The organism is Streptomyces monashensis (genome assembly GCF_001866665.1).
In the GTDB taxonomy this organism is placed as follows: Bacteria; Actinomycetota; Actinomycetes; order Streptomycetales; family Streptomycetaceae; genus Streptomyces; species Streptomyces monashensis.
This window is the reverse complement of record NZ_MLYO01000017.1, coordinates 41,670-67,964: the sequence shown is the minus strand read 5'-3', so window position 1 is coordinate 67,964 and position 26,295 is coordinate 41,670. Positions and strand designations below refer to the sequence as shown.

General features: G+C 72.5%; 23 protein-coding genes. 18 read left to right on the top strand and 5 right to left on the bottom strand.

The features are described from left to right. Positions 1-24: 24 nt before the first annotated feature. The gene (locus BIV23_RS10010; protein WP_071380439.1) at positions 25-1,707 is read right to left on the bottom strand and encodes a GH3 auxin-responsive promoter family protein; all 1,683 of its coding nucleotides are present in this window, start codon (positions 1,705-1,707) and stop codon (positions 25-27) included. Then, on the bottom strand, positions 1,694-2,398 hold the full coding sequence (locus tag BIV23_RS10005) for an ATP-binding protein (RefSeq protein WP_245790481.1): 705 nt from the start codon (positions 2,396-2,398) through the stop codon (positions 1,694-1,696). Before BIV23_RS10005 ends, BIV23_RS10010 begins: the two co-directional genes overlap by 14 nt. Positions 2,399-2,937: 539 nt before the next feature. Here BIV23_RS10005 and BIV23_RS10000 point away from each other — a divergent pair. Further along, positions 2,938-3,534 carry a TetR/AcrR family transcriptional regulator gene (locus BIV23_RS10000; RefSeq protein WP_071380438.1) on the top strand — a complete coding sequence of 199 codons (597 nt, stop codon included), beginning with the start codon at positions 2,938-2,940 and terminating at the stop codon, positions 3,532-3,534. A 121-nt stretch (positions 3,535-3,655) separates the two neighbouring features. Here the strand turns inward: BIV23_RS10000 and BIV23_RS09995 are convergent, their stop codons facing one another. Then, positions 3,656-5,596 carry an acyl-CoA dehydrogenase family protein gene (locus BIV23_RS09995; protein ID WP_079173061.1) on the bottom strand — a complete coding sequence of 647 codons (1,941 nt, stop codon included), beginning with the start codon at positions 5,594-5,596 and terminating at the stop codon, positions 3,656-3,658. 400 nt (positions 5,597-5,996) lie between these two features. Here BIV23_RS09995 and BIV23_RS09990 point away from each other — a divergent pair, with 400 nt between their 5' ends. From BIV23_RS09990 to BIV23_RS09930, 13 genes are all read left to right on the top strand, one after another. Then, complete coding sequence (locus BIV23_RS09990; RefSeq protein ID WP_071380437.1) at positions 5,997-6,692, top strand: ScbR family autoregulator-binding transcription factor; 696 nt, start codon at positions 5,997-5,999, stop codon at positions 6,690-6,692. Positions 6,693-6,794: 102 nt separating this feature from the next. Beyond that, positions 6,795-8,033: a cytochrome P450 family protein gene (locus BIV23_RS09985; protein ID WP_071380436.1), complete on the top strand. Its 1,239-nt coding sequence runs from the start codon at positions 6,795-6,797 to the stop codon at positions 8,031-8,033. Positions 8,034-8,196: 163 nt separating this feature from the next. Next, positions 8,197-8,397 (top strand): acyl-CoA carboxylase epsilon subunit, encoded by a 201-nt coding sequence (locus BIV23_RS09980; RefSeq protein ID WP_071380465.1) that lies wholly within the window; start codon positions 8,197-8,199, stop codon positions 8,395-8,397. Positions 8,398-8,577: 180 nt separating this feature from the next. Beyond that, complete coding sequence (locus BIV23_RS09975) at positions 8,578-10,092, top strand: acyl-CoA carboxylase subunit beta (RefSeq protein ID WP_245790480.1); 1,515 nt, start codon at positions 8,578-8,580, stop codon at positions 10,090-10,092. A gap of 74 nt (positions 10,093-10,166) precedes the next feature. Then, a complete protein-coding gene (locus BIV23_RS09970) occupies positions 10,167-10,778 on the top strand; it encodes a ScbR family autoregulator-binding transcription factor (RefSeq protein ID WP_071380434.1) in 612 nt (203 codons plus the stop codon). Between the two features lie 337 nt (positions 10,779-11,115). Then, positions 11,116-11,937: an AfsR/SARP family transcriptional regulator gene (locus tag BIV23_RS09965; protein WP_071380433.1), complete on the top strand. Its 822-nt coding sequence runs from the start codon at positions 11,116-11,118 to the stop codon at positions 11,935-11,937. Between the two features lie 73 nt (positions 11,938-12,010). Further along, a complete protein-coding gene (locus BIV23_RS09960) occupies positions 12,011-12,658 on the top strand; it encodes a ScbR family autoregulator-binding transcription factor (RefSeq protein WP_071380432.1) in 648 nt (215 codons plus the stop codon). A gap of 84 nt (positions 12,659-12,742) precedes the next feature. Next, a complete protein-coding gene (locus tag BIV23_RS09955; protein WP_245790479.1) occupies positions 12,743-13,501 on the top strand; it encodes an acyl carrier protein in 759 nt (252 codons plus the stop codon). 47 nt (positions 13,502-13,548) lie between these two features. Continuing rightward, entirely contained in the window at positions 13,549-15,390 is a 1,842-nt protein-coding gene (locus BIV23_RS09950) for a beta-ketoacyl [acyl carrier protein] synthase domain-containing protein (protein WP_071380431.1), read from the top strand. Beyond that, positions 15,387-16,244, top strand: coding sequence for a 4'-phosphopantetheinyl transferase family protein (locus tag BIV23_RS09945; RefSeq protein WP_071380430.1), 858 nt, complete (start codon positions 15,387-15,389; stop codon positions 16,242-16,244). The genes BIV23_RS09950 and BIV23_RS09945 overlap by 4 nt, the downstream gene beginning before the upstream one ends. A 96-nt stretch (positions 16,245-16,340) precedes the next feature. After that, a complete protein-coding gene (locus BIV23_RS09940) occupies positions 16,341-16,889 on the top strand; it encodes a flavin reductase family protein (RefSeq protein WP_245790478.1) in 549 nt (182 codons plus the stop codon). A gap of 17 nt (positions 16,890-16,906) precedes the next feature. After that, positions 16,907-19,231 carry an AAA family ATPase gene (locus BIV23_RS09935; RefSeq protein ID WP_071380429.1) on the top strand — a complete coding sequence of 775 codons (2,325 nt, stop codon included), beginning with the start codon at positions 16,907-16,909 and terminating at the stop codon, positions 19,229-19,231. An 8-nt stretch (positions 19,232-19,239) separates the two neighbouring features. Then, on the top strand, positions 19,240-20,004 hold the full coding sequence (locus BIV23_RS09930; RefSeq protein ID WP_071380428.1) for a thioesterase II family protein: 765 nt from the start codon (positions 19,240-19,242) through the stop codon (positions 20,002-20,004). A gap of 22 nt (positions 20,005-20,026) precedes the next feature. On the opposite strand, the gene BIV23_RS09925 is transcribed toward BIV23_RS09930, so the two are convergent. Then, entirely contained in the window at positions 20,027-21,016 is a 990-nt protein-coding gene (locus tag BIV23_RS09925) for an AfsR/SARP family transcriptional regulator (RefSeq protein WP_079173056.1), read from the bottom strand. Next, on the bottom strand, positions 21,013-21,804 hold the full coding sequence (locus BIV23_RS09920; RefSeq protein WP_071380427.1) for a thioesterase II family protein: 792 nt from the start codon (positions 21,802-21,804) through the stop codon (positions 21,013-21,015). Before BIV23_RS09920 ends, BIV23_RS09925 begins: the two co-directional genes overlap by 4 nt. A 220-nt stretch (positions 21,805-22,024) precedes the next feature. Here BIV23_RS09920 and BIV23_RS09915 point away from each other — a divergent pair, with 220 nt between their 5' ends. The 4 genes from BIV23_RS09915 (at position 22,025) to BIV23_RS09900 (ending at position 26,252) form a co-directional block, all read left to right on the top strand. Then, on the top strand, positions 22,025-22,846 hold the full coding sequence (locus BIV23_RS09915) for an AfsR/SARP family transcriptional regulator (RefSeq protein ID WP_071380426.1): 822 nt from the start codon (positions 22,025-22,027) through the stop codon (positions 22,844-22,846). A 77-nt stretch (positions 22,847-22,923) separates the two neighbouring features. After that, on the top strand, positions 22,924-23,679 hold the full coding sequence (locus tag BIV23_RS09910) for a thioesterase II family protein (RefSeq protein ID WP_071380425.1): 756 nt from the start codon (positions 22,924-22,926) through the stop codon (positions 23,677-23,679). A 54-nt stretch (positions 23,680-23,733) separates the two neighbouring features. Further along, the gene (locus BIV23_RS09905; protein ID WP_071380424.1) at positions 23,734-24,999 is read left to right on the top strand and encodes a beta-ketoacyl-[acyl-carrier-protein] synthase family protein; all 1,266 of its coding nucleotides are present in this window, start codon (positions 23,734-23,736) and stop codon (positions 24,997-24,999) included. Then, positions 24,996-26,252, top strand: a complete 1,257-nt coding sequence (locus BIV23_RS09900) for a ketosynthase chain-length factor (protein ID WP_071380423.1) — start codon at positions 24,996-24,998, stop codon at positions 26,250-26,252. Before BIV23_RS09905 ends, BIV23_RS09900 begins: the two co-directional genes overlap by 4 nt. The last annotated feature ends 43 nt before the right edge of the window (positions 26,253-26,295 follow it).

Here is a 26,295-nt window from a genome sequence, read left to right as displayed (position 1 = left end):
CCGGGTTGTGCGGGGCCGGGGTGTTCAGCCGCGGGCCCGGGCGGTCAGGGCGGCCCACTGTCCCGGGTCCTGCCGGAACAGCCGGTCCTTGACCTGGGTGGGGCGCACGCCGGCCGCGACGCGGTCCTGCCAGTCGTGCAGGAAGGCATCCGGGGGCAGGAGCGTGAGAGAGGGGGCCGAGAGGGCGTTTCGAGCGCGGGCCGCGCGGTATCCGGCCGACTCCCGGTGCAGGGCCCGGTCGAGCAGGGTGGTGAAGCGTTCGGACTCCGCTTCGCTCCACGGTGCGCGGGGGGCCAGCGCGAACTCGTAGGCCGCGGACTGCCGTTGCGCGCCGGTGACGCGACAGGCGGCGTTGTGCAGTTCGAGTCCGGTGGCGTCCAGCGCCCCCTGCAGGGCCCGGATCACCTGGGCCTCGCGCAGCCGTTCCCCCGTATGGTCGGAGCGGTTGCCCCGCCCCGCGTACTCGAGCCGGGGAACGCCGTCCTGGTGATCGAGAACCCGCACGACGTCGCCGACGGCGTAGCGGTAGAGCCCGCCGACGTGGCTGAAGACGACGTGGTAGTCACGGCCCGCCTCGAGTTCGTCGGGCCGCAGGGTGGTGGTGTCCGGCGTCAGGTCCTCGTCGGCGTCGGCGAACTCGTACACCGAAGCGGTCACGACGAGGCTGCCCGCCGAGCGGTGCCGGTCGAGGGCCACGCCGACGGGGCCCTCGGAAGCGGCCACCGGGGCCGGCAGAGCGGTGACGCCGACGCCGAACTGCTCGCGCAGCCTTGGGAGGTAGAGCGAGGCGAGTCCGGTGGTCCAGCAGAACAGGGCACGCATACGGGGCCAGACGTGGGCGGGCCGCAGGGTGCCGTATGTGTGGGCGAGCCGCTCGAGTTCGGCCGCGCGGGCGGGGTTCGGACTCCCGTGGGCGAGCCCGCCGAGAGTGCCGTCGCGGACGTCCTTCACGATGCGCGGCCACCACTGGTCCAGTTGGTGGGGCACCGCGGCCACCATCGCGGGGTTGATCCCGATCACGAGACGCACGTCGTGTTCCACCGCGAGGCGCAGCCGCAGATACATCTTCTCCAGGTGCTGGTCGGCGGCGACGGGTACGGGCAGCGTCGCCCAGGGCGCCCCGGTCCCGGGTTCCGCGGACAGCGGCTCACCGAAGGCCGAACCGAAGTCGACCTGGCTGGCGCCCACATGGGGTCGCCCGGACGCGGTGGTCGGCGGGGCGACGAGCGGGTCGTGCTTGAGGTTGAGCACCGCGCCCGGATGCGCGAGCACGTCGGGGAAGTGTTCGAGCAGGGGCGCCCACGCGGCGTAGTAGAAGGGAAAGAACGTGGTGCGCATGAAGCGGGGTGTCACCGGGATCTTCTTGTGCGCGCCGGTGCTGCCGCTGCTCGTGAAGAACACGGTGGGCCGGTCGGCGGTCAGGACCTCGGGCTCGCCGCCGGCGGCCCGCTCGATCCACGGCTCGAGGTCCGTGTACGTCTGGACGGGTACCGCCTTGCGGAAGTCGTCCAGGGTGCGGATGCGGTCGAAGCCGTGCTGCCGCCCGTAGTGCGTGGGGGAGTTGAAGTCGAGCAGGTCACGCAGGACGCGCTGCTGATGGCCGCCCGCGTCGGCGAACGCGTCGCTCAGTGTCCGGCGTTCCGCGAAGACCCGGGCGCGGTAGCGGCGCAGCCGGTCGGGATCCGTCCAGGCTTCAGCCGAGTTCACGGGTGAGCACCTCCCGTACCGCTGTCGCGGTGTGCTCGGCGCGGCCCCCGTCCTCGATCACGGTCACGGGCAGGTCCTGGATCTCGTCCCGGATGAGCTTGGCCAGGTCCCTCTGGTAGCGGCGGAAGCCGTCCCATTCGGGTCGCGGCCCGTAGTGCTCGAGCGGATTGAGGCCGGCGCCCTCGCCACTGCGGCGCCACGTCGTCTCGGGCGGCACGTCGAGGTAGATCACCCTCTGCGGCCGGGGGAAGGTGCGCCACCAGGCGAACAGGGGGCTGTCTGGCGCTCCGGCGAGACGGCACTTGGCCAGGAACTTGTAGTAGTAGGAGTCGATGACGGCCGGCCGGCCGGACCCGGCGCCGCGCAGCAACTCGTCACGCAGGTGGACGACGGCGGTCTGCACCAGCGTGGTGAAGAACTCCGGGGACCAGGCGTCCGGGTGGGCGGCGACTTCCGTGACGGCGGCCCTGCGCAGCCGGCTGATCAGGGCGTGTTCGGGGGAGAGGCGGTCGTCGTCGACGGACAGGAACCGCCACGCAGGTGACGTGCGTTCGAGGCGGGCGAGGACCGTCGACTTGCCCGCGTGGTCGGGTCCGACCAGGACGCAGAAGGGCGGAGGTCCGCTGTTCGGCGGGCGGGGCGGGGCGGCGTGGTCCGGGTCGGCCGACGTGGCGCCATCGGTGTCGGTCATGGTGGTGCTGCACCCCCAGGTCCGAGTGTGTTCGGGACGTCGCCGGGCCGGGCGTGGCTCGGCGGCCCACTCAGGATGCAGCTGTGGATTCGCGGCCGGGTCGCGTGGCGGTGGGGATCTCCTGGGGAACGCGCGGAGGCCTGCGGACGGGGTCGCCTCTTCGAGCCCGACGGGGCTCGGTCCCTCCCGCCGGGCCCCCGTTCGTCAGGTCCCTCGCCGAGCGGGGGGTCTGACGGCCGGGGGCCACCTGTACGGCGGGGAGGCGGGTACGCCGCTGCTCAGCCGCGCCGGCCGGGGAGGATCCGCGGACGGGGTGCGGGCACGAAGCGGGGCGGCGGGGTGGGCCGGTTGCGGGGGTTGTGCCGGGGAGGGGCGGAGCGGCGCGCGGCGGTCGGGGTGCGGAAGCTTCCAGTCTGAGTACGCAAGGTAGGGCCTCTCGGTTAGCGGTACAGGTGGTACACTTCAATTGCAGTGGTTAGAACATAGCACTTCATCTGGAGTGGCGTCAACGCCTTTCCGACACACCCACGGGAGATCCCATGCGGCAGAATCCGCAGCGACGCACCGCACTGCTCGACGCGGCCATCGAGGTCCTCGCCCGCGAAGGGTCACGGGGACTCACGTTGCGTGCCGTCGACAAGGAGGCGGCGGTGCCCACCGGCACGGCCTCCAACTACTTCCGCAACCGCGACGAGCTGCTGAGCCAGGTCATGACGCGCACGAACGAGCGGCTGACCCCGGACCCCGACGAGCTCGCCGCGACGATGGCGGCGCCGCCCTCCCAGGCTCTGGTGGTCACCCTCATGCGCCGCCTCGTCGAGCGCATGCGCACCGACCGCAGCAGCCATCTGGCGATGCTCGAGCTACGCCTCGAAGGCACCCGGCGCCCCGAACTCAAGGCCGAGCTGACGCGGGTCTTCACGGAGCTGCTCGAGGCCAACATCAAGTGGCACCTGGACGCCGGCCTTCCCGGCGACCGTACGTCGGTCCTGCTCCTGTACCTGGCCGGCTCCGGCTTCATGGTGGAGGACCTGACGCTCCCGGACTTCCTGGCGCCGTACGACCTCGACGGCCTGCTGCAAGCGCTGGTGGAGCGGACGCTGCCGGCGTCAGCGGAACCGGCCGCGGCTCGGTAGCCGGCGTACCGACTGGAAAAGGCCGGGCCGGACGCGCTCTGAACTCCGAGAGGCAGAACAGCGGATGGGGCGAATCCAGGTCCAGGACCCGGACTCGCCCCATCCGCTGTTCTGGTGAGGCCTACACCGAGGCGCGCGTGTTCGCGGGCAGGAGGCCGTAGTCGTCGTCCCTGAGCATCGGCAGGGCGTCCAGGAACTCACTGGGCAGGTCGAAGGCATCGACGAGGGTCGTCATGTGAGGCGCCAGTTCGGCCATGACGATCTCGACGGCCTCGGGCAGCGCGCGCACGTGGTCGGCGGTCAGGCAGCCCGCGGCGAGCAGATCCCCGGTGCGTTCGTCGAGCTGCCGCAGCAGGAAGAGCCGGCACAGCTGCTCGAGCAGGAGCCGGGCCGTCGGGTCGATCGTCTCCCGGATCGCGGCGAGGAAGGCGTCCGTCGCCTGGAGCGCAGCGTGTGCGCCGACCATGGCCAGGGCGGACGGTGACGCGGAGTTCCATCGGCCGAGGGGGTCGCCGGCCGGGCCGCGCCGCAGCGCCGCACTGGCTCGCTCCCGGCACAGTCGCTCGGCCGCCGCGAGCAGTCCACGCAGGAACCGCAGATCCGACAGATCCCGCTCCCGCAGCGGCGGTTCCTCCTCGTCCCGCTGGTCGGTGCGGGACTGGAAGAGGAGTTCACTCGCGGCCTTCATCCAGATGACGAGGTTGTCGCCCTCCGCGGTGATCGTGCCCTCTGTGTACTGCGGGAAGTCGGCGAGTCCGTTCGCCGAGAACAGCCCCTGGGCTCCGCACCGTTCGCGGCACTCGACCGTGATGGCGCGCGCCTGCCACGTGATCCAGCCCTTCAGCACGGCCACTTGGCGCTCGACGTCCTCCTGGTCCTCGGGCGTGTGCTCCATCCAGCGCGTCGTCACCGCACGGTGCGCGAACGTCATGGCGTAGGCGGTGGCCAGCGAGGTGAGCAGCCTGCCGTGATGGCTGCGGTGTGCGCTCAGCGGCACCCGCTCGCCGGCCCGGGACCCGCTGACGTGGCGTCGGTCGGAGTAGCGCACGGCAATGGCGAGGGCTGCCCGCGACGCCCCGACCGCCGCCCCGCTCATGCAGAGCTTGCCCGTGGTGACCCGGCTGATCGAGCGCAGGAACCGCTTGCGCCGGTTGCCCAGGGAACTGTTCAGGACCCCGTCCCCGTCCAACCGGCCGTGCTCCGACTCCAGCAGGGCCTCACGGGGAAGCAGGACGTGATCGAACGAGGTCATGCAGTGGTCCACCGGCGCGCCGGTCCGAAAGGGGAGGAGGCGGACGTCGACCCCGGGCCGCATCCCGTTCTCGTCGCTGAGCGGGGTCAGGAAGAGGAAGACGCCTTCGTCCCGCCCGTCGATCAGCAGGCGTGCCGCCACGAGCGCGCTCTTCGGGCCGCCGATGGGGCTCGTGTTGGGCATGAACTTCCGGGCGCCCGGTGTCGGGGTGTTCAGGACGAACCCACCGGTGGCGCGGTCGTACTCAGCGGTCGTCTCCAGCGCGCTGGCGTCGTTCCCGTGCTCGAGCTCGGTGCACAGAAACGTTCCTGTACGTCGCATCGACGTGAATTCCGAGAGGTCGCGCTGGTTGCTGTCCTGGTCGACCAGGCTGCCGAGGAACAGGTTGAAGTGGATGCTGGCCAGGGTGCACAGCGCTCCGCCGCCGTCCACGATCGCCGCCCACTCGTGCAGGCTGGCCAGCATCTGCGGGTCGCGGGCGAGGGTCTCGGCCTCGCCGACCAGGGAGTTGACGTCACGCAGCCGCTCGTAGGCGAGCCTGGCCCGGTCGACGGGACTGAGACCGTCGCGGTAGCGGAACGAATCGGCGGAGATGTGGTTGCGCCACGTCCGGTGCACCCGATCACGGTCGCCGTGGTCGAAGAGCTGGTACCCCAGCTCCTGGATCGTGGCGGAGGGCGTCTGGATCGCCGGCAGCGGCGATCCGGGCGCGTGGTACTCAAGGCTGCTGGGGAAGAGCCCCGTGTCGTAGGACAGGTGCTCCGGGAGCCTTGGAGAAGCTGTGGATTCGTGCCCGGCCAGCACAGTCATGTTTTCCCCCTGGGTGTCGCCGGTCATGCCGGAGTGGTGCGCAGGCCATAAACTACGTACCAACCGGTTTTGTTTTCAAGGCGGATCCGCTTCAAGAATCAGGCTGACACAAGCGGAATGTCTGGTTCAGTACGGAAGTGTCGCGCTCAACAGGGGGGATCGCCTCCGCTTGAGCGCGGCTATTGAAAAACCGGCTGACAGGTTTTATTCTTCAGGGGTCGGCGAGTCCGGAGGCCGACACCCGTTCTGCTTATGCAGGGATGCAGGTAGCGCAGGCAGTCGACTTCATGGAGTTCACCATGCATCACGGAACGTTACCGAGGTACGCTGTATACGTACCGCCCGGTCTGTAATACTGGCCGAGGCGGTCCGCGGACAACGGCAAGGCACGGAGGTATCGGTGGCAAGGCAGGAACGAGCGATCCGGACACGTGACGCGATCCTCGTCGCAGCGGCTGAAGTGTTCGACGAGGTCGGTTACGAAGCCGCGGCCATCTCCGACGTCCTCAGAAGGGCCGGAGTGACCAAGGGTGCCCTCTACTTCCACTTCGCGTCCAAGAAGGAACTGGCACAGGCGGTCCTCGCCAACCAGGTGCTGGCGATCCCCGAGGTCCCCGAGCGCGAACTGGCGCTCCAGCAGGGATTGGACGAGTCCTTCATCGTCGCCTACATGCTCTCCAAGGGTGACCCCCTGGTGCGAGGCAGCGTACGGCTGACGGTGGACCAGGGCTCGCCGAAGGACGGCCTGGACCGGCGCGTGCCCATGAGCGGATGGACCGAGCGCAACATCGACTTCCTCACCAGGGCGAGGGACAACGGGGAACTTCTCCCGCACGTGGACGTGGTGGCGACGGCCCAGCTGTTCGTCGGCGCGTTCACGGGGGTTCAGATGCTCTCCAAGATCATGACGAACCATGCGGACCTGACGGACCGTGTGACCGACCTGCAGCGTCAGCTCATGGCGAGCATCGCGGTACCCGCCGTGCTCGTGCGCCTCGACATGTCGCCGGAACGGCCGGCGCGTGTGTACGAGGAGGCTGTCGAGGCACGCCGGAAGAAGGAAGCGGAAGCAGTCACGGCCGGCGCGAGCAGCTGACTCCGGACCCCCGGTGGTGTTTCACGGGCCGGAGTGCGGTGCTTGAACGCACCTGGGCAGACGCACGGCACAGCCTGGTAGACATCGACAGCAGGGGGAGAAATGACGGAAGTTTCTGCGTGCCCGTATGCGCTGGACGTCACGGGGCGCGACCTCGGCCATGAGGCCGCCATGCTGCGGGAGCAGGGTCCCGCGGTGAAGGTCACGCTGCCGGGCGGGGTGACGGCCTGGGCCGTTGTCCAACAGCGCTATGTGGAGCGGCTGTTGATCGATGCCCGTGTGTCCAAGGACGCGCGGCAGCACTGGCCGGACCTGATCGAGGGCCGGATCACCCCGGACTGGCCGCTGTATCCCTGGGTGGCGAACGAGAACATGCTGTTCGCCTACGGGGAACAGCATTCACGGCTGCGGCGCCTGGTGGCCGGTGCGTTCACGGCCCGGCGCTCCGAGGCACTCAGGCCCCGCGTCAAGGAGATCGCCGCCGAACTGATCGACCAGCTGGCCGCCCGTCCCGCCGGGGAGCCGGTCGACCTGCGCACCTCGTTCGCCGAGCTGCTTCCCATGCGCGTCATCTGCGAGCTGTTCGGTATTCCGCAGGGCGACGCCACCGACGCCCTGTGTGCCGCACTGCACACGGTGTTCAGCACCTCGGTGTCGGCTCAGGACATGGAGGCGGCGCGCATACGGTCCTTCGAACTGCTTGCCGCGCATGTGGCCGCCAAGCGTGCCGCTCCGGGTGCCGACCTGACGTCATCGCTGATCTCGGCGCGGGACCAGGGGGACCGGCTCACCGAGTCGGAGTTGCTCGGCACCCTGTACCTGATGATCGCGGGCGGACAGGACACCACCGCGATGCTGATCACCAACGCCCTGGGCGCGCTGCTCACACACCCGGAGCAACTGGGGCACGTCCGGGCAGGCGCCGCCACCTGGGAGGACGTGGCCGCCGAGACCATGCGGATGCACACTCCCGGCGCCTACTCGCCCATGCGTTTCGCCGTCGAGGACATCGATCTGGACGGCGTCGGGATCAAGAAGGGCGACCCCATCGTCGTGTCGTTCGCGGCCGCCGGTCTCGACCCGGCGCGGTACGGCGAAAGAGCAGCGGAGTTCGACGTGTTGCGCACGGACCGTGACACCTTCGGGTTCGGTCATGGAGCGCACCGCTGCATGGGCGTCGCGCTCGCGGGTGTGGAGAGCAGCGTCGCCTTCGGCGCCCTCTTCGAGCGCTTCCCCGACATGAGGCTGGCCTGCGCTCCGCATGAACTCCGGCCCATGCCGACGTTCCTGATGAACGGATACAAGTCCCTGCCCGTGCTGCTCGGCGCACCCGCGTCCTGAGCGACCGCCACCAGAGCCAGGGCCTGAGCCCCGTGCCCCGCTACGGGGCGCGGGGCTCGCTTCGCTGGTGGGGCCCGCCTGCCGGGTCGAGTACGCCTCGACCGGGAAGCCACTGGAACTCGACCGCTCCGGCCGACCGTGGCGGAGAGGCTTGGAGGATGCCGTGAGCAGTATCGAAGGTGCTGAGTCCGTGGCCCGGGTGGAGCGCGGTGGGGCCAGCGCCGAGGAGCTCGCCGCGATCGTGGCGCTCCTGTCGGCGCTGGCACGCAGGGAGCGGCAGTCGGTTCACGCGGAACGTACCGCCGCGCGGTGGCGACGGGGCCGACGGGCGGTCTTCCAGGCCCCGCACAGCTGGCGGGCGTAGGGCTCCGGCAGGTATCTGCTGCTTACTCTAAAAACCGCATGAGCGGTTTGTTAGTATGTGATCAGTGGAGGTCACCGCAGCAGCGTCCATGAGAGGAGCGTGACTGCCGTGGCAAGGGGTCCTTCTTCGGAGGGTGAAGAGCCGGCCGGCATACATGCGCGGAGAGCCGAGCTGTGGGAGATGCGTGCGCGGGCGGTCGCGGGACCCAGTGAGAAGGCGACCGCGCAGCAGCACGCCAAGGGCAAGCTGACGGCGCGTGAGCGGATCGGGCTGCTGCTGGACCCGGGTTCGTTCCACGAGGTGGAGCAGCTGCGCCGGCACCGGGCGCAGGGGTTCGGCCTGGAGGCGAAGAAGCCGTACACGGACGGTGTGATCACCGGCTGGGGCACGGTCGAGGGCCGTACGGTCTTCGTCTACGCGCACGACTTCCGGATCTTCGGCGGGGCCCTCGGCGAGGCGCACGCCACCAAGATCCACAAGATCATGGACATGGCCATCGCGGCCGGTGCCCCGCTGGTCTCCCTGAACGACGGTGCGGGCGCCCGGATACAGGAGGGTGTCTCGGCGCTGGCCGGGTACGGCGGGATCTTCCAGCGCAACGCCAGGGCCTCGGGTGTGATCCCGCAGATCAGCGTGATGCTCGGCCCGTGCGCGGGCGGCGCGGCGTACTCGCCCGCCCTCACGGACTTCGTCTTCATGGTCCGCGAGACCTCGCAGATGTTCATCACCGGCCCCGATGTGGTGCGCGCGGTGACCGGCGAGGAGATCAGCCAGAACGGCCTGGGCGGCGCCGACGTGCACGCCGAGACGTCGGGGGTCGCGCACTTCGCGTACGACGACGAGGAGGCCTGCCTCGCCGAGGTGCGGTACCTGCTCTCCATGCTCCCGCAGAACAACCACGAGAGCCCTCCGGCCGTGCGTGGCAGCGATGCGGCGGACCGGAGCACCGAGGCGCTGCTCGATCTGGTGCCGGTCAACGGGAGCCGTCCCTACGACATGGTCAAGGTCATCGAGGAGATCGTCGACGGCGGCGACTGTCTGGAGGTCCACGAGCGCTGGGCGCGCAACATCATCTGCGCCCTGGCGCGCATGGACGGCCAGGTCGTCGGCATCGTCGCGAGCCAACCGCAGGTCCTGGCCGGGGTGTTGGACATCGAGGCGTCGGAGAAGGCCGCTCGCTTCGTCCAGATGTGCGACGCCTTCAATATCCCGATCGTCACTCTGCTGGACGTACCGGGCTTCCTGCCCGGCGTCGACCAGGAGCACGGCGGAATCATCCGGCACGGCGCGAAGCTGCTGTACGCCTACTGCAACGCCACGGTGCCCAGGATCTCGCTCGTCCTGCGCAAGGCCTACGGCGGCGCCTACATCGTGATGGACAGCCAGTCCATCGGGGCGGACCTCACGTACGCCTGGCCGACCAACGAGATCGCGGTGATGGGCGCCGAGGGCGCCGCCAATGTCATCTTCCGGCGTCAGATCGCCGCCGCCGAGGACCCCGAGGCGATGCGCACGCGCATGGTCAAGGAGTACAAGGCCGAGCTGATGCACCCCTACTACGCGGCCGAGCGAGGACTCGTCGACGACGTCATCGACCCCGCCGACACCCGTCGGGTCCTGATCCGGTCGCTGGCGATGCTCCGGACCAAGCACGCCGACCTGCCGTCCCGCAAGCACGGCAACCCGCCCCAGTAAGACACGAACGCGCGGGGCGCGGACGGACAACGGGCTCGGGTCCCGTCGCTGTCGGCGGCCGCAGGAGACATCGAATGGTCAAGCAGGAGCGTGCGGTGCGCACGCGGAAGTCGTTGATCCGCGCGGCGGCCGAGGTGTTCGCGGAGGAAGGGTACGCGCCGGCGTCGCTCACCACGATCAGCAAGCGGGCAGGTGTCAGCAACGGCGCGCTGCACTTTCACTTCCAGACCAAGAACGAGCTCGCCCAGGCCGTCGAGGACGAGGCCGTCGACGTCGTCGCCCGGCTCGTCAAGGGGACACTCGGGCCCGAGGGCGGCCCGCTGCAGGCCCTCGTCGACGCGACGTACGGGCTGATGGGCTGCCTCTCGGACGACATCGTGGTCAGGGCCGGGTTCGAGCTCTGCGGCGATCGTGCTCGGCGATCCGGCTCGCAGCTCGTGCGCCACTGGCACCAGTGGGTCGAGGAAGTGCTGTCCCGTGCCGAGGAGGAGGGTCATCTGGCCTCGGGGGTGTCGCCGGAGGACGCCGCGGCCGCGATCGTGGCCGTGACCGTGGGTCTCGAGGTGCTGGGCGGGGAGGATCCGCGGTGGTTCGCCGAGCGACGGATCATCGGCTTCTGGTCGTTGCTGCTGCCGAGCCTGGCGCGAGAGCACGTGCTGCTCTCGCCCCGGCGGAACGCTCGGTGACCGAGGACAGGGGGCGGCAGAGCCTCTTCCCCCGTCCGCAAAAAAAGACCCTCTGGACTGGTTTCTTGCGGCCGTGAGGCCGCTCTGCGGGTCAAACCCGCCTCAAACCCGCCTGAGGATAAGTGCAATTTGCACGCATATTCGCGCACCTTCCTCGCCTCACCCCTCCTCCCCCTCGCTGTATGCGCGCTCAAGTCCGGGCTGCGAGACTATAAAAACAGCACGGACGGTTTGGTATTGACAAACCGTCTGGACTGTTTTTAACTCAAGGGTACCGAGACACGCTCTGTAGAGAGCCTCGGCGACGGATGACTCGTGCGGGCAAAGGGGGAACGGCGTGGATATCGAAGTACTGGGCGCACTGGATGTCAGGGAGAACGGCGTCTCGGTGACACCGACGGCGCCGAAACCGCGACAGGTTCTGGCTCTGCTGGCTCTGCACGCCGACCATGTGGTGCCCGTGGCCACACTCATCGAGGAGCTCTGGGGCGGACAGCCGCCGCGCAGCGCGCGCACCACCCTGCAGACGTACGTGCTGCAGCTGCGCGAAATGATCGCGGCGGCGCTCGCACGTGATCCCGAGGGCGCCGAGCCGCGCAGCGCCAAGGACGTGCTGAGCACCGCGCCCGGCGGCTATGTGCTCAACACCTTCGGGGGCACCACCGACGTCCGCGAGTTCGAGCGGCTCGCCGGGCTCGGATACCGGGCGATGGACGCCGGCGACTTCCCGCGCGCGGCCCGCGAGCTGTGTGACGCGCTCGCGCTGTGGAACGGCACCGCGCTCGCCGACGTGCACACCGGCCCGCAGCTGGAGATGCACAGGCGACGCCTGGAGGAGACCCGGCTGTGCGCGCTCGACCAGCGCATCGAGGCGGACCTGCGGCTCGGCAGGCACCGCGAACTGCTCGGTGAGCTCACCGTCCTGGTCAGCCGCTACCGCACGCACGAGAACCTGCACGGGCAGTTCATGCTCGCCCTGCACCGCTCCGGGCGCCGTAGCGAGGCGCTCGACGCCTACCAGCGACTGCGCACAACTCTCGTACGGGAGCTGGGGCTTGAGCCGTCCGGAGCGCTGCGCCGACTGCAACGGTCGATCCTGATGGCCGGTCCCGAGCCCGCGCCCGCCGCCGACGGTGAGCGCCTGAGCCGGGTCGGCTGACGCCATGCCCGACCTCTGCCACCGTGCCGGGAGTGACGGCGCCGGGCAACCGGGGGCGCGCGGAGAGCGGCGGATGCAAGCCAGGTCGGAGTGGACGCGCCGCAGGCTGATCCGCGCGGGTGCGGACATGTTCAACCGGTACGGGTACGCCGGGGCCACGCTCGGGCAGATCGCCGCGGCCGCGGGACTGACCAAGGGGGCGTTGTACTTCCACTTCGCTTCCAAGGACGGGTTGGCGGACGCGGTGCAGGAGGAGTGCCGCCGGATGCTGCGCGCCGTGCTGCAGGAGTGCGCGGACTCGGGGATCCCGCCCGTGCAGACGCTCATCGACATGACGTACTGGCTCGCCGGAGTGGCGAACACGGACCCGGTGGTCCGGGCCGGCGTCCGTATCACGACCGAATGCGCGGGCAGGCAGCCGCCTGCCATCGACTTCCACCAGGAGTGGTCCGCCGAGGTGCGGCGGCTGATCGGCCAGGCCCGCGAGGCGGGAGACCTCAGCCCGCGCGTCCGGGACGCCGCCGGCGCCGTGGCGCTGCTGTCGGCGACGATGTGCGGCCTGTGGACCCTGGCCACGACGCCCGCGCCGGACGCCGGACTCGGCCGGTCCGTCGCCGAGTTGTGGGACCTGCTCCTGACCGTGCTCGTACCGCCGGGAAAGGCCGGGCTCTACCACCTCCGTGCCCCCGGCGCGTCCGGCGCCCTGACCGGGGCGGCCTGACCCGTGCACCCGGCGGCCCTGCCTCATCTCCACCCCGACACGTCCGCCGGCCGCCTGCCGGGACGCACCCATTGGAGCCACACCATGCCCAGTGAACGCCAGACCGCCCTCATGGCAGCACCCACCGAGCCGTTCGCGGACGTGCTGACCGCACTCGTGCGCATGCTCGCCGACGTCCTGCGGCTCAAGCCCGAGAAGGTCGACCCGGAACAGACCTTCCAGACCTTCGGCTTCGACTCGCTGCTCGCCGTGGAGTACGCGGCCACCGTGAACGCGCACTACGGAACCTCGGTCAAGGCCGCCGTGCTCGTCGACCACCCGACGCCGCTGGCCTTCGCCCGGTACATGATGCGCGAGCTGGGCCCGGCGGGGACCACACAGCCGGCCGCGGACACACCGCCGGCTCCGGCCCCCTTCGCGGCCGCGATGCGCCCCGCCCCGGTCGCCCCCGCGCCCGTCGCCCCGCAGACCTCCCCGGCGTCACCGGTCCTCGACGTACTGCGCGAGGAGGTCGCCCGCATCCTGTGCTGCGACCCCTGGGACATCGACAGCACGGCCTCCTTCCCGGTGCTCGGCCTGGACTCCATGCTGAGCGCCGAGTTCGTGGCGGTCGTCAACCGCATGTACGGCCTGCGGGAACGCGCGGTCACGCTGTACGACCACCCGAACCTGCACTCCCTGGCCTCGTACATCAACGGGCTCCTGCCCGCCGCTGCGGTCCCGTCCTCGGCCGCCCCCGCGACGGGCCCCGGCCCGATGCCGCTGGAGGACCTGCTCGACGCGGTGCGCGACGGCCGCGTCACCGTGGACCAGGCCCTCGCGGTGCTGCCCCGGCGCGTCTGAGACGGGCGAGAGACGCGGAGGCACAGGGACAGAGAGCCGAAGGGACAATGGAAGAGCGAGACATACTCATCCAATTCAAGGACGGCGTCCTCGACCGCGGACAGGCCGTCCGGCTGCTCACGGGGGGCGCGGGGCCGGTGCCCGACGTCCTGTCGGCGCCGACGCCCGACCGGCCCGAGGCGTCCGGACGGGCGACGGCGCGGGACAGCGTGCCCGATGCACCGTCCACGCCGGCCGCCGCCGCGCACCCGGCCGGGCCCGGACGCGCCCCGGTCGACGATCGGTACGCCGTCGTCGGCATCGCCGGACGCTATCCGCTCGCGCCCGACCTCGGGACCTTCTGGGACAACGTGCGCGAGGGACGCGAGACGGCCACCGAGGGCCCGTACCGCCGCCCCTGGGGCACGGTGCTCGGGACGGGGGAGCGGGGCCACTTCGTGGACCGGGCGGCCGACTTCGACCCGGAGTTCTTCGGACTGACGCCCGACGAGGGCAGGCTGATGGACCCTCAGGAACGGCTGTTCCTGGAGACCGCGTGGGAAGCCCTGGAGGACGCGGGCTGCACCGGGGCCCGCCTCGACGCCCTGACGGGGCCCAGTCGGCAGCCGCGCAGCGTCGGCGTGTTCGTCGGCGTCGCCACGGCCGACTACGCCCTGCTCGCCGCGCAGTCCTGGCCCCGGTGGGGGCGTACGCCGCCGCACAGCGGGCACTGGTCGCTCGCCGGACGGCTGTCGCGGCTGCTCGGTCTGAACGGGCCGGGGCAGGCCCTCGACGCCGCCGAGGCCTCCGGGCTGGTGGCCCTGCACCACGCCGTCGGCGCACTGCGGCGCGGTGAGTGCTCCGCCGCCGTGGCCGGCGGGGTCGAACTGCTGCTGCACCCCTCCCGCGGCCGCGACGGCGTGGGGGAAGGCGTGGGCGCCGTGGTGCTCAAACCGCTCGCGCGGGCGCTCGCCGACGGCGATCGCGTCCACGCCGTCGTGCGGGAGACCGCCGTGGTCCCCGTCCCGGCTCCCGCCGAAGGGCTGCACGAAACCCGCGAGGCGACCCTGCGACGCATCGGCGACGCCGGGGCGGCCACCGGAATCGCCGCCCTGACCTCCGCGGTGCTGCAACTGCGGCACGCCATCCTCGCACCCACCCGTGACGGGACCGAGGCCGCGCCGTGGCCGCGTCCGGCCGACGCCGACGGCCGCGCCCTGCCGAGGGTGGCGACCGTGGAGGTCCGCGTCCCCGGCGGGCCCGCCGCGCGGGCGGTCCTGGAGGACTACCCGGGCGACGGGTTCCCGTACGACGACCCGGCGGACGCGGACGCCGGGCACGACGAACTGGTCCTGCTCTCGGCGCCCACCCCCGCTCATCTGACGGCCACCGCCGCGAGCCTCGCCGACTGGCTCGACGCCGCGGTGGACCGCGGTCGGCTGCGGCCCCGCACCGGGCTCGCCGAGCTGGCCCGGGCCCTGCGCGCGGGCCGGGCCGACCTGCCGTGCCGGCTTGCTCTCACCGCTCACGGCCTGCGCCAACTCGCCGACAAACTAAGGCAGTTCGCCTCGCAGGGCGGTCAGGAACTGCCGACGGGCGCGGATCGCGCGTGCTCGGACGGCAGCCGGGCACACGCTGCGGATGTGCGGGCGGGCGCCGCTGACCCGTACGGGCTCGGTGAGGTGCCCGAGACCCGTGACTACCTCGCGGCGTTGTGGCGCGGCGGTCGTACCGAGCAGCTGACCCGGTTGTGGCTCGGGGGGCTCGACATCGACTGGGCGGCTCTGGAACGGCGGCCGGGCGGGGCGGCGCCCGTGGCGCTGCCGCCCCCGACGTTCCTGAGGCGGCCGCTGTGGCTCGGCGACGCCGGAGAAGCCGGGCGGACGGATGCGACGGAGCGTGCCGGATGACGCCGTCCCCCGTGCCGGTGGACCGGGATGCGCCGCCCACCGCGCGGCACCAGGTGCGGGCGCCGCAGCGGACCGCACCCGTCAAGCTGTGGTTCTGCCCCAACGACGAACTGGCGCCCGCGATCGCCGCCACCCTGGCGACGTACTGGCTGGACGAGCACGAGCAGGAGATCGCCGGACGGTTCCTGTTCGAGCGTGACCGGCGTCAGTATCTGGTCGCGCACGCGCTGGTGCGGCGCGTCCTCGCGCTGGAGAGCGGCATCCCCGAGGCGGAGGCCGTGATCTGGCGCTCCTCGCGGGGCCGGCCGTTCCTGCAGAAGCCCGTGGAAGGGCTGCCGCGCGGCGGCCGTGAACTCGACTTCAACCTGTCGCACGCCCAGGGCCACAATCTGCTCGGCATGGTGCGCCGGCACCGTATCGGCGTGGACGTGGAACGGCTCGACCGCGGCGAGCGGGGCCTGGACACCATCGTCGAGACCTTCGCCGACGAGGAGCGCGCCTGGGTCCGCGCGGCCGCGCCGGGCCGGGCGCGCGATCGCCGGGTGCTGCGGCTGTGGACGCTGAAGGAGGCGTACTCCAAGGCGCGCGGTCTCGGCCTCGGGCTGCCCTTCGACTCCTTCGCGTTCACGCTCGCCGAGGACCGCGGTGTCGTCGCCTTCCGGCCCCCCGACGACGACCCGTCGGCGCGTTGGCGCTTCGTGGAGCTGGAACCCGTCCCCGACGTGCTCGCCGCGGTCGCCGTGATGACCGGGGACGAGGAGGAACCGGTGCTCCACCTGCACCACGGCTTCCCCTGGGGCCGGGCGGCACCGAGGCAGCTGGTCCTGCCGGAGGCCGTCGGCGCCCCGTCGTAGGGGGGCAGGTGTGGGGCGGGTGTGGGGTTACGCAGCGGGTGGCGCCACCCGGACGATGGTGAACGCCCGTGCCGCCGACCGAGTCGAGGAGTTCCTGTGACCGCCACGAGCACACCGGCCCGGCCCCTGTCGCTGGGGGCACAGCAGTTCCGGGACGCGATGGCACAGCTTGCCGCGCCCGTCACCGTCGTCACCACCGCCGACGGCGAAGGACGCCGCTGGGGGTTCACCGCGAGCGCGGTCACGTCCGTCTCGCTCGACCCGCCACGGATACTCGTCGGCATCACGCACGGCTCCAGCTGCCACCAACCACTCCTGGAGGCCGGGCAGTTCGTCGTCAACGTGCTCGCCGGGCGGCACGACACCCTCGCGATGCGCTTCGCGGCGCGGGGCACCGACCGGTTCGCCGGAGGCGAGTTCGAGGACTGGCCCGGCACCCGGCTGCCGTATCTGCCGGACGCCGCTGTCCTGTTGCGCTGCGCCGTGCGGGACATCGTGCCCGTGGGCGACCACGACCTGCTGCTCGCCGAACCCCTGGAGGCCCACACCGGGGGCTCGAGCGGGGCTCTGGTCTGGTACCAGCGATCCTTCCACGTCCCCGTGCAGACTGCACATCTGGGCGAAGCGGCCGCCGGCGCGGCTTGAACGGACGGGGGGCGCTCATGGATCTGGTACGGCGGGAGAAGGAAGCCGCCCTGCTGGAGGAGCTGCTGGGCGCCGCTCTGCGGGGTGAGCCCCGGGCCGTGCGGGTCACGGGCGGCCCCGGCACCGGCAAGAGCACCCTGCTGGCAGACCTGGCCCGACGGGCCCGACGCGACGGCGCCCTGGTGCTGAGCGCCTGTGCCTCGCCGGCCGAGGACCGGCTGTCGCTCGGGGTGGCCGGGCAGCTGCTCAGTCCGGTCACCGGCGCCGCCCTCGCCCGTGCTCTGCCGGACGAGGCCGCTGCCCCCGCGGCGCTGCACGCCACCGTCCGGGAGCTCGCCGACGACCGCCCCGTCGTCGTACTCGTCGACGACGTACAGCACACCGACGAGGCCTCCGCGCGCTGCCTGTTGTACCTGTGCGGACGCCTCGACGCGTGCGGTGTCCTGCTCGTCCTGTCCGGCGCCGCCCGCACCCCGCTCCCGCTGCCCCTCGCCGAGCTCCTGCGCCACCCCCGCTGCGCCGCCGTCGGCCTGAGCGCGCTGGACGTGGACGCGGTCGAGGCGTTGCTGTGCGCGGCCGGGGTGATGGAGGCGCAGGAGGCGCGCCGGTTCGCAGCCCGGTGGCACCGTTTCACCGGCGGCAACCCCCGGCTGCTGGGGGGCCTGGTCGACGATCACCGTGCCTGTGCGCCGGTGCGGGCCCTGCGCCCCGTCGCCGGCACGGCCTTCCGCGGGGCCGTCACCGACTGTCTGCGCGGCACGGGACAGCGCGCCACCGACGCGGCGCGCGCCCTCGCGGTCCTCGGCGACGCGGCGACACTCACCCTTCTCGCCCGGCTGCTCGACATCCCCGAGCGCGCGGTGACCCCCCTGCTCGACGCCCTCGACGAGGCAGGTCTGCTCGACGGCGGCAGGCTGCGCCACGAGGGGGTGCGTGCCGCGGTCCTGGCGGAGCTGCCCGTGGCCGACGCGGCCGCCCTGCACATCCGGGTGGCCGGACTGCTCTACGAAACGGGCGCCGAAGCCCCGCTGGTGGCCCGGCACCTGGCGGCAGCCGGCGTCTCGGGCAGCGGCCGCGCCGGACCCCGGTGGGCCGCGCCGCTCCTCGCCCACGCGGCTCGGCAGGCGCTGGAAGCGGGCTGCCCGCCGCAGGCCGCGACGTTCCTGCGGACGGCGGCAGGCTGCACGGGTGGGGACGCACGGCGCGGGGCTGCCCTGCGGGAGATGCTCGCCCGCGCCGAGTGGGAGACCGACCCGGCGATCGCGACCCGCCACCTGGACGCGCTCGAACGGGACGTGGCGGAGGGGCGCCACGACGCCGAGAGCGCGTCCGGGGTGGGCCTGCTGCTGTGGCACGGCAGGCCAGCGTCGGCCGAGCGCGCCCTCACGAACGGCGAACACACCGGTCTCGCAGCCGAGTTGGCGGCGTCCCTCCATTACAGCTACCCGGGTGCGGTCGGCGGCCGCACGCCCCGGCACGGCGGTGCGACGACACCGCGCGACCTGCCGGGAAAGAGCGCCGAACGCAGCCTCGAGGCGATCGTGTACGAACACGCGCCCGCCCCCGGCCTCGCCGCGGTGCTGTGCATGCTGCTGCACGCCGGGCAGACGCGGCGGGCCGAGCACTGGGCGGCGCTGACGCAGGACGTGCGGGGGCTGCGCGCCACCCCGGCCCGGCGCGCGGTGGCCACCGCTGTCGCCGCGGTGGCGCGGGCGCGCATCGGCGCGTACGACGACGCGGCACGGTATGTCGCGCACGCGTTCGAACTGCTCAGCCCCCAGGCGTGGGGCGTGGCCGTCGGTATGCCCCTGGCCGCGGCCGTGACGGCGGCAACGGGGCGTGGCGCGCTCGAGGAGGCGAAACGGTACCTGGCGGTGCCGGTGCCCGAAGCGATGTTCGCCACCCGGGCGGGGCTGCACTATCTGCTGGCCCGCGGCCGCTACCGGCTGGCCGCGGGGCGGCCGCACACCGCGCTCGGCGACTTCCATGCCTGCCGGGACCTGCTGGTCGCCTGGGAGCTGGCCCCCTCGGGGGAGCTCGACTGGCGCCCGTGGGCCGCCAAGGCCCGGTGGGCGGCGGGCCCGCAGGACGACGACCCGATCGCCCGGCTCAGCACCTCCGAGCGGCGCGTCGCGGTCCTCGCGGCGCGCGGCTGCACCAACCGGGCCATCGCGGCCCACCTGTGCGTCACCCCCAGCACCGTCGAACAGCACCTGACGCGCATCTACCGCAAGCTGCGCGTGCGGTCCCGCACCGGCCTGGCGGACCTGGTCGGGGCGGGGCCCACCGAAACCTCCCGGCGGCCGGACAGCCCGGCGGAAAGCCACCTCGCAACACGTTAGGAGAACTCATGACCGGCACCGAGCGTGAAAGTCCCTGGTTCAGGAACTTCCAGCCCGCTCCCGACGCGGCCGTGCGCCTGGTGTGCCTGCCGCACGCCGGGGGATCGGCCAGCTTCTACTTCCCGGTGGCCAAGGCGCTGTCGCCGGGCGTCGAGGTGCTCGCGGTGCAGTACCCGGGCCGTCAGGACCGGCGCCTCGAGCCTCCGGAGACGGACCTGAGGATCCTCGCCGACCGGATCGTCACGGCACTGGAACCGTTCACCGACCGGCCGTACGCCCTGTTCGGGCACAGCATGGGGGCCATGGTCGGCTTCGAGGCCGCGCGTCGGCTGGAGGCGGCGGGCCGTGGCCCGGTGGAGCTGTTCGTGTCCGGCCGCCGGGCCCCCGCCCTCGACCGCGACGGCGACCGCCAGCCGGGTACCGACGAGGAAGTCATCGCGGAGATACGGGCGTTGAACGGGACCGGGAGCATGCTGCTGGACGATCCGGAGACGCGCGACATGATCCTTCCCGCGCTGCGCGCCGACTACGGGGCGGTGCGCAGCTACCGCTATGTACCGAGCCCGCCGCTGCACTGCCCCGTCACCGCCCTCACCGGGGACAGCGACCCCAAGGCGAAGGTCACGGAGGTCGCCGCCTGGGAGCAGCACACGCTCGGCACCTTCGAGCTGAACGTCCTGCCCGGCGGTCACTTCTACCTCCTCGACCGGGCCCGTGAGGTGCTGGACACCATCGAGGAGCACCTGGCGGGGGCATCCGCGGCAGCGGCGTGAGGGTGCGCCGCGACGCGGGCCCTCAGAGGTCCGGCAGCCGGGCCACGACCGAGTCGAACCTGCGCACCAGCTCCCGCTGCTCCCATACGAGTTCGTCGATGCGATGCTGCAGCCGCGCGACCTCGTCGCCCAGGTTCCGGGCGGCGGCGGGCCGCGGGTGCGCCGACGCGGCCGCGGGCTCGTCCGCGGGTGCGCCCAGACCGGGGGAGTGGTGGAGGATCGCCTCCATGCGGCCGCTCAGGGCGGGGCCCGGTTGGATGCCGAGGGCGTCGGCCAGGCGGCGGCGTGCCCTCTCGTAGACGCCGAGTGCCTCGGCCTGACGGCCGCTGCGGTACAGGGACACCATCAACAGGTCGTAGAACCGCTCCCGCAGTGGGTGGGCGGCGGTCAGCTTCTCCAGCTCGCCGATGATCTCGCCGTGCTGGGCACAGCGCAGGCTCGCCTCGTAGAGCGCCTCCAGGGTGCACAGCCGCATCTCCTCGAGCCGGTCGGCCTCGATCGCGCCGATGGGCCCGGTGCGGCTGTCCTGGAGGGCCGGGCCGCGCCACAACGACAGGGCGTGGCGCAGCAGCCCGGCCGCGCGGCCGGGGTCCGAGGCGAGGGCCGCCCGCCCCTCGGCGGACAGGCGGCCGAAGTGCTGGACGTCGGTCGTGGCGTGGCCGAGGCGCAGCAGATATCCGGTGGGCAGGGTGCTGATCCACTCGTGGTCGCCGGCCCCCGGGCCCTGCGGGGCGGGCAGCAGCCGCCGCAGCCTGCCCACATGGGCCTGCAGGGCGTTCGGCGCGTTCGTGGGCGGGGCGCTGCCCCACAGCTCCTCGGTGAGCCGGTCCGCCGAGAGCAGCGTGCCGGCGTGCGTCACGAACGCGGCGAGCAGGGCGCGCTGCTTGGAGCCGGGCGGCACGATGTCCGCGCCGGTGGCGCCGTCCCGGATGCCGACCGGGCCGAGGAGCCGGAACTCCGTGCTCCCGGCGACGTGGGGTCTGCTGCGCAGCGGTTCGCCGAGGACGCTCACCGCGTCACCGTGTGCCCCGGGAGGCCGGCGGCCAGGTCCAGGGCGCGCCGGGCGTCGACGGTGACCTGCCGCAGCAGCGGGCCGGGGTCGGGCCGGAAGTAGAAGTGCCCGCCGTCGAACAGGTGCAGGCCGAGGAAGCGCGCCGCCCGGCCGGCCCAGCCGTCGATGCGCGCGGGCGGCGTCGCCGTGTCGTGCCTGCCGCCGAAGACCGACAGCGGTACGGACAGCAGTCCGGCGTCCGGGGCGGGGCGCCACGTCTCGACCAGTTGCATGTCGCGGCGGATCACCGGGGCGTACAGGCGCCACAGGGCGGGGTCCTCGAGGACGGCGGACGGCGTCCCGCCCAGCGCCGCGACCTCGCGCCGCAGCTCCTCGTCACCGAGCAGGTGGCGGTGGGTGCGCGCACCGTCGGGCAGGGGTGTGCCGCGCGAGGACAGGCCGAGCCAGAGGGGCGGGGTGCGACCCTCGGCGAGCAGGCGCCGGGTGAGCTCGTAGGCGATCAGGCCGCCCATGCTGTGCCCGAACAGGGCGAAGCGCCCGGTGAGCCGGTCGTCCAGGTCGCGCAGGAAGTGGTCCACGAGGGCGGGCGCGTCCCCGATCGCGGGCTGGTCCGCGAGCATGCCGTGACCGGGCGCGTCGATCAGGTGCACGTCCCAGTCGGCGGGGAGGGCGTCGGGCCAGTCGCGGTAGAGCAGGTGGGAACCACCGGCGTGGTGGAACACGAACAGGCGCAGCTCCATGGCGTCTCCGTCGATGGTCCGGTCGGTGGGTGGACGATAACCGGCCATGCGCGGCGGTGCCGGAGTGCGCGAGCCCGCTTCGAGGATTCGTACGACTGTTCTTGAGTGTGGGTGCTGACTGCGGAACTCTCCGGCGCACAAGAGAGGTTGGAGGGCTGCTCGACTGCCGGTCGAGACTTCGGGGGGCATGGCCGAAACCAGGCTAGCGTGCGTCGCGTCGATGGCTTTCGGCCATGGATGGAACTCGACCGGGTATGGGGAGAGCACTGTGCAGATTCAGGTTCTGGGCCCGTTGAGCGCCGACGTCAACGGGGTCTCGATCGTTCCGACCGCGGGCAAGCCGAGGCAGATTCTCGCGCTCCTCGCGTTTCATCCGGGCCGGGTCGTCCCCGTGCCCACGCTCATGGAGGAGATCTGGGGCACCAGCATGCCCCGGAGCGCCATGACCACGCTCCAGACGTACATACTCCAGCTGCGCCGGCGCCTGGGTACCGCGATGGGGCCGGACGCGCCCGGCACGGCCAAGGAGGTGCTGGCCACCCGGCACGGCGGCTATCTGCTGCAGGTACAGCCCGAATCCGTCGACGTGCACCGCTACGAGCAACTGGTGGCGGCGGGGCAGGCGGCCTTCGAGGAGGGCGCGGACGAGCAGGCCGCGCACCTGTTCCGCAGCGCTCTCGCGATGTGGCAGGGGACGTCCCTCGTGGACGTCCGGGTCGGCCCGATCCTGGAGATCGAGGTCATGCGCCTCGAGGAGAGCCGTCTGGTGACCGTCGAGCGCCGTATCGACGCCGATCTGCGCCTCGGCCGGCACACCGAGGTCATCGCCGAGCTCGCCGACCTGATCGCCCGTCATCCCCACCACGAGGGGCTGCACTCGCAGGCGATGGTGGCCCTGTACCGCTCGGGACGGCAGGCCTCGGCCCTCGACGTCTACCGCAGGATGCGCATCCGGCTGGTCGAGGAGCTGGGCGTGGAGCCCTCGCCGCAGCTCCAGCGCCTGCACCAGGCGATGCTCGCCGTCGACCCGGCGCTCGACGTCGTCTGCGGGCCCCGGCGCAGCTCCACCTTCGACCTGTACGCGGCCTGAGCACGAGTGTTCCTCTAGGCGCCCTTGGCAGGCTGCGCACGGCGAACCCGTGGGGTTCCCAGAAAGGACGGCGGCGCATGCCCGAGGAACAGCCCATACGCATCCACTGCTTCGCGCACGCCGGGGCGGGCGTCTCCTCCTTCCGCCCCTGGACCGCCCACCTCGGCCCCGGTGCCGAGACCGTGGGACACCTGCTGCCGGGCCGCGAACACCGGCGCCGCGAACCGCGCATCACCAGCCGCGAGGGTCTGCTCGCGGAGCTGATGCCCCGCTTCGCCGCGGACGGTGACGTCCCGTACGTGTTCTACGGGCACAGCCTGGGCGCGCTCGTCGCCTACACCGTCACCCGCGCCCTGCACGAGGCGGGACTGCCCGGCCCCGCTCTGCTCGCGCTCGGAGCCTCCCCGCCGCCCGATGCCCCCGCGGGTCTCTCCGACGCCGGCCGGGCCTCCGACGAGGATCTGCTCCGCCTTCTGGACCGGATGGGGGCCGTGCCCGAGGGAGCACGGCCCGGCGGCGTGTGGCACCGTTCCGTGCTGCCCGTGCTGCGTGACGATCTCCTGCTCGCCCATGACCTGCGCGCCGCCGCCCGCAGGCCGTCCCCGGCCGGTCCGCTCGGCGTGCCCGTACTGGCCGTCGCCGGGCAGGCGGACCCGGTGGCCGGGCCCGAGGCCCTGGCGGGCTGGCGGGAATGGACCACCGGCCCGTTCACGCTGCGCACGGTGCGGGGCGACCACTTCTTCCTACGCGGTCATGACCTGCCCGGACTGCTGGGCCGGGCGAGCCGCGTCGTCGCGCGGCTGGCACCCCGCCGCGTCCCGGCCGGCGTCTGAGCCCGGCCCGTCACAGCAGGACACCGCAGGCAAGGCAACCATGAGGGACAGTCGATGAGACGAGTCGTCATCACCGGGATCGGGGTGGTCGCCCCGGGCGGCGTGGGCACCAGGGCCTTCTGGTCGCTGCTGACCGAGGGCCGCACCGCCACCCGCCGCATCACGCACTTCGACGCCGGGGCGTTCCGTTCGCAGATCGCGGCCGAGGCCGACTTCGCGCCGGCGGACCACGGCTTCACCCCTGACGAGGCGCGCCGCCTGGACCGGGTGACCCAGTTCGCGCTGGTCGCCGCCCGGGAGGCGGTCGCCGACAGTGGGCTCGTGCTCGATGCCGAGGGGGAGCGCACCGGGGTGGCCCTGGGCAGCGCGGTCGGCTGCAGCAGTGGGCTCGACGAGGTGTACGCCCACGTCAGTGAGCTGGGCCGGCAGTGGCTCCTGGACTCCCAGCGGGCCGAGGCCCGGCTCGGCGACTACCTCGTGCCCAGTTCGATCGCGGCCGAAGTGGCGCGCGACGCGGGCGCGTTGGGACCCGTCGCCGTCGTCTCCACCGGCTGCACGTCCGGGCTCGACTCCCTCGGACACGCCGTGGAACTCATACGCGAGGGCAGCGCGGACCTGATGGTGGCCGGTGCCTCCGAGGCGCCCATCACCCCGATCACGCTGGCCTCCTTCGACGCGATCCGCGCCACCTCGGCGCGCAACGACGAACCGGAGTCCGCCTCACGGCCCTTCGACCGCACCCGCAACGGATTCGTGCTCGGCGAGGGCAGCGCGGTGCTCGTCCTGGAGGAGTACGAGCACGCGCTGCGCCGTGACGCGCACATCTACGCCGAGATCGCGGGCTTCGCCTCCCGCTCCAACGCGTACCACATGACCGGACTGCGGCTGGACGGCGGTGAGATGGCGGAGGCCATCCGCATCGCCCTGGACGAGGCGCGCCTGGATGCCACCGCCGTCGACTACGTCAACGCGCACGGCTCGGGCACCAAACAGAACGACAAACACGAGACGGCCGCGTTCAAGGCGAGTCTCGGGGAGCACGCGCACCGGGTGCCGGTCAGCTCCATCAAGTCGATGATCGGGCACTCGCTCGGTGCGATCGGCTCCCTGGAGATCGCCGCCTGCGCCCTGGCCATCGAGCACGACACGGTGCCGCCCACCGCCAACCTGCGTGACCCCGATCCCGCCTGCGACCTCGACTACACGCCCCTCGTGGCACGTGAGCAGCGCACCGACACGGTGCTCAGCGTCGGCAGCGGCTTCGGTGGCTTCCAGAGCGCGATGGTGCTGACCAACCGGCGCCTGGGGGTGGCCGCATGACCGCCGTGGTCGCCGAGCACGCCGGCCTGATCGGGGAGCGCGGCGTGAGTGCCGCGGTCACCGGGCTCGGTGTCGTCGCCCCCGGCGGCGTCGGCACCGAAGCCTGGTGGGCCGCGGTGCTCCGGGGCGACAACGCGATCGGCCCGGTCACCCGGTTCGACGCCGCCGGCTACCCCGCCACGCTCGCCGGGGAGGTGGTCGGTTTCGTCGACGAGGACCACGTACCGGGCAAGCTGCTGCCCCAGACGGACCGGGTGACCCGGCTCGCGCTCGCCGCGGCCGCCGAGGCGCTGCGCGACGCCGACCTGGACCCCGCCGGCCTGCCCGACTACTCCGTGGGCGTCGTCACCGCCAACGGCGCGGGCGGCTTCGAGTTCGGCCAGCGCGAACTGCAGGCGCTGTGGAGCAAGGGCCCTCGGCACGTCGGCGCCTACCAGTCCTTCGCCTGGTTCTACGCCGCCAACTCCGGCCAGATCTCCATCCGTCACCAGCTGCGCGGGCCCAGCGGCGTCGTCGTCACCGAACAGGCGGGCGGCATCGACGCGGTGGCCCAGGCCCGACGCCAGCTGCGCCGGGGCGTACGTGCCGTGCTCACCGGCGGATTCGACGCCACCGTGTGCCCCTGGGGCTGGACCGCGCACCTGGCCGCAGGCGGCATGACCACGCGCCAGGACCCCGTGCGGTCCTATCTGCCCTTCGACGCCGACGCGTCGGGGCACGTCGTCGGCGAGGGCGGTGCCCTTCTCGTCCTGGAGGACGGCGACGCCGCGCGCGCCCGGGGTGCCCGGGTGCTCGGCACCGTCGAGGGCTGCGCCGCCACGTTCGACCCGGCGCCCGGCCGCGGTGCGCCCCGGCTGCTCGACGCGGCCCGGCTCGCTCTCGACGACGCCGGCGTGGAACCCGCCGACGTGGACGTGGTGTTCGCCGACGCGGCGGGGGAGCGCACGGCCGACCGGGCCGAGGCGGAGGCGCTCGCCGCGCTGTTCGGGCCGTACGGTGTGCCGGTGACCGCGCCGAAGTCCCGCACCGGGCGCCTGGGTTCGGGCGGTTCGGCGCTCGACCTGGTGGCGGCGCTGCTCGCCCTGCGTGACCAGGTGATCCCGCCGACCGCCACGGGCGGGCGGGTCGCCGACGACTGCCCCGTGGACCTGGTGGCGGACGGCCCGCGCCCGGCCCGGCTGCGCCGCGCTCTGGTGCTGGCCCGCGGCCGCGGCGGGTTCAACGCCGCGTCCGTCGTACGCGGGGCGCACTGACCGGAAGAACCGTGCACAAACAGTGGAGAAAAGAGAACACACC

What these genes read in the sequence shown, in the direction of transcription:
- BIV23_RS10005 (WP_245790481.1), bottom strand. Translation starts at nt 2,398, where the DNA reads ATGACCGACACCGATGGCGCCACGTCGGCCGACCCGGACCACGCCGCC.
- BIV23_RS10000 (WP_071380438.1), top strand. Translation starts at nt 2,938, where the DNA reads ATGCGGCAGAATCCGCAGCGACGCACCGCACTGCTCGACGCGGCCATC.
- BIV23_RS09995 (WP_079173061.1), bottom strand. Translation starts at nt 5,596, where the DNA reads ATGACTGTGCTGGCCGGGCACGAATCCACAGCTTCTCCAAGGCTCCCG.
- BIV23_RS09985 (WP_071380436.1), top strand. Translation starts at nt 6,795, where the DNA reads ATGACGGAAGTTTCTGCGTGCCCGTATGCGCTGGACGTCACGGGGCGC.
- BIV23_RS09975 (WP_245790480.1), top strand. Translation starts at nt 8,578, where the DNA reads ATGCGTGCGCGGGCGGTCGCGGGACCCAGTGAGAAGGCGACCGCGCAG.
- BIV23_RS09970 (WP_071380434.1), top strand. Translation starts at nt 10,167, where the DNA reads ATGGTCAAGCAGGAGCGTGCGGTGCGCACGCGGAAGTCGTTGATCCGC.
- BIV23_RS09960 (WP_071380432.1), top strand. Translation starts at nt 12,011, where the DNA reads ATGCAAGCCAGGTCGGAGTGGACGCGCCGCAGGCTGATCCGCGCGGGT.
- BIV23_RS09955 (WP_245790479.1), top strand. Translation starts at nt 12,743, where the DNA reads ATGCCCAGTGAACGCCAGACCGCCCTCATGGCAGCACCCACCGAGCCG.
- BIV23_RS09950 (WP_071380431.1), top strand. Translation starts at nt 13,549, where the DNA reads ATGGAAGAGCGAGACATACTCATCCAATTCAAGGACGGCGTCCTCGAC.
- BIV23_RS09945 (WP_071380430.1), top strand. Translation starts at nt 15,387, where the DNA reads ATGACGCCGTCCCCCGTGCCGGTGGACCGGGATGCGCCGCCCACCGCG.
- BIV23_RS09935 (WP_071380429.1), top strand. Translation starts at nt 16,907, where the DNA reads ATGGATCTGGTACGGCGGGAGAAGGAAGCCGCCCTGCTGGAGGAGCTG.
- BIV23_RS09930 (WP_071380428.1), top strand. Translation starts at nt 19,240, where the DNA reads ATGACCGGCACCGAGCGTGAAAGTCCCTGGTTCAGGAACTTCCAGCCC.
- BIV23_RS09920 (WP_071380427.1), bottom strand. Translation starts at nt 21,804, where the DNA reads ATGGCCGGTTATCGTCCACCCACCGACCGGACCATCGACGGAGACGCC.
- BIV23_RS09910 (WP_071380425.1), top strand. Translation starts at nt 22,924, where the DNA reads ATGCCCGAGGAACAGCCCATACGCATCCACTGCTTCGCGCACGCCGGG.
- BIV23_RS09905 (WP_071380424.1), top strand. Translation starts at nt 23,734, where the DNA reads ATGAGACGAGTCGTCATCACCGGGATCGGGGTGGTCGCCCCGGGCGGC.
- BIV23_RS09900 (WP_071380423.1), top strand. Translation starts at nt 24,996, where the DNA reads ATGACCGCCGTGGTCGCCGAGCACGCCGGCCTGATCGGGGAGCGCGGC.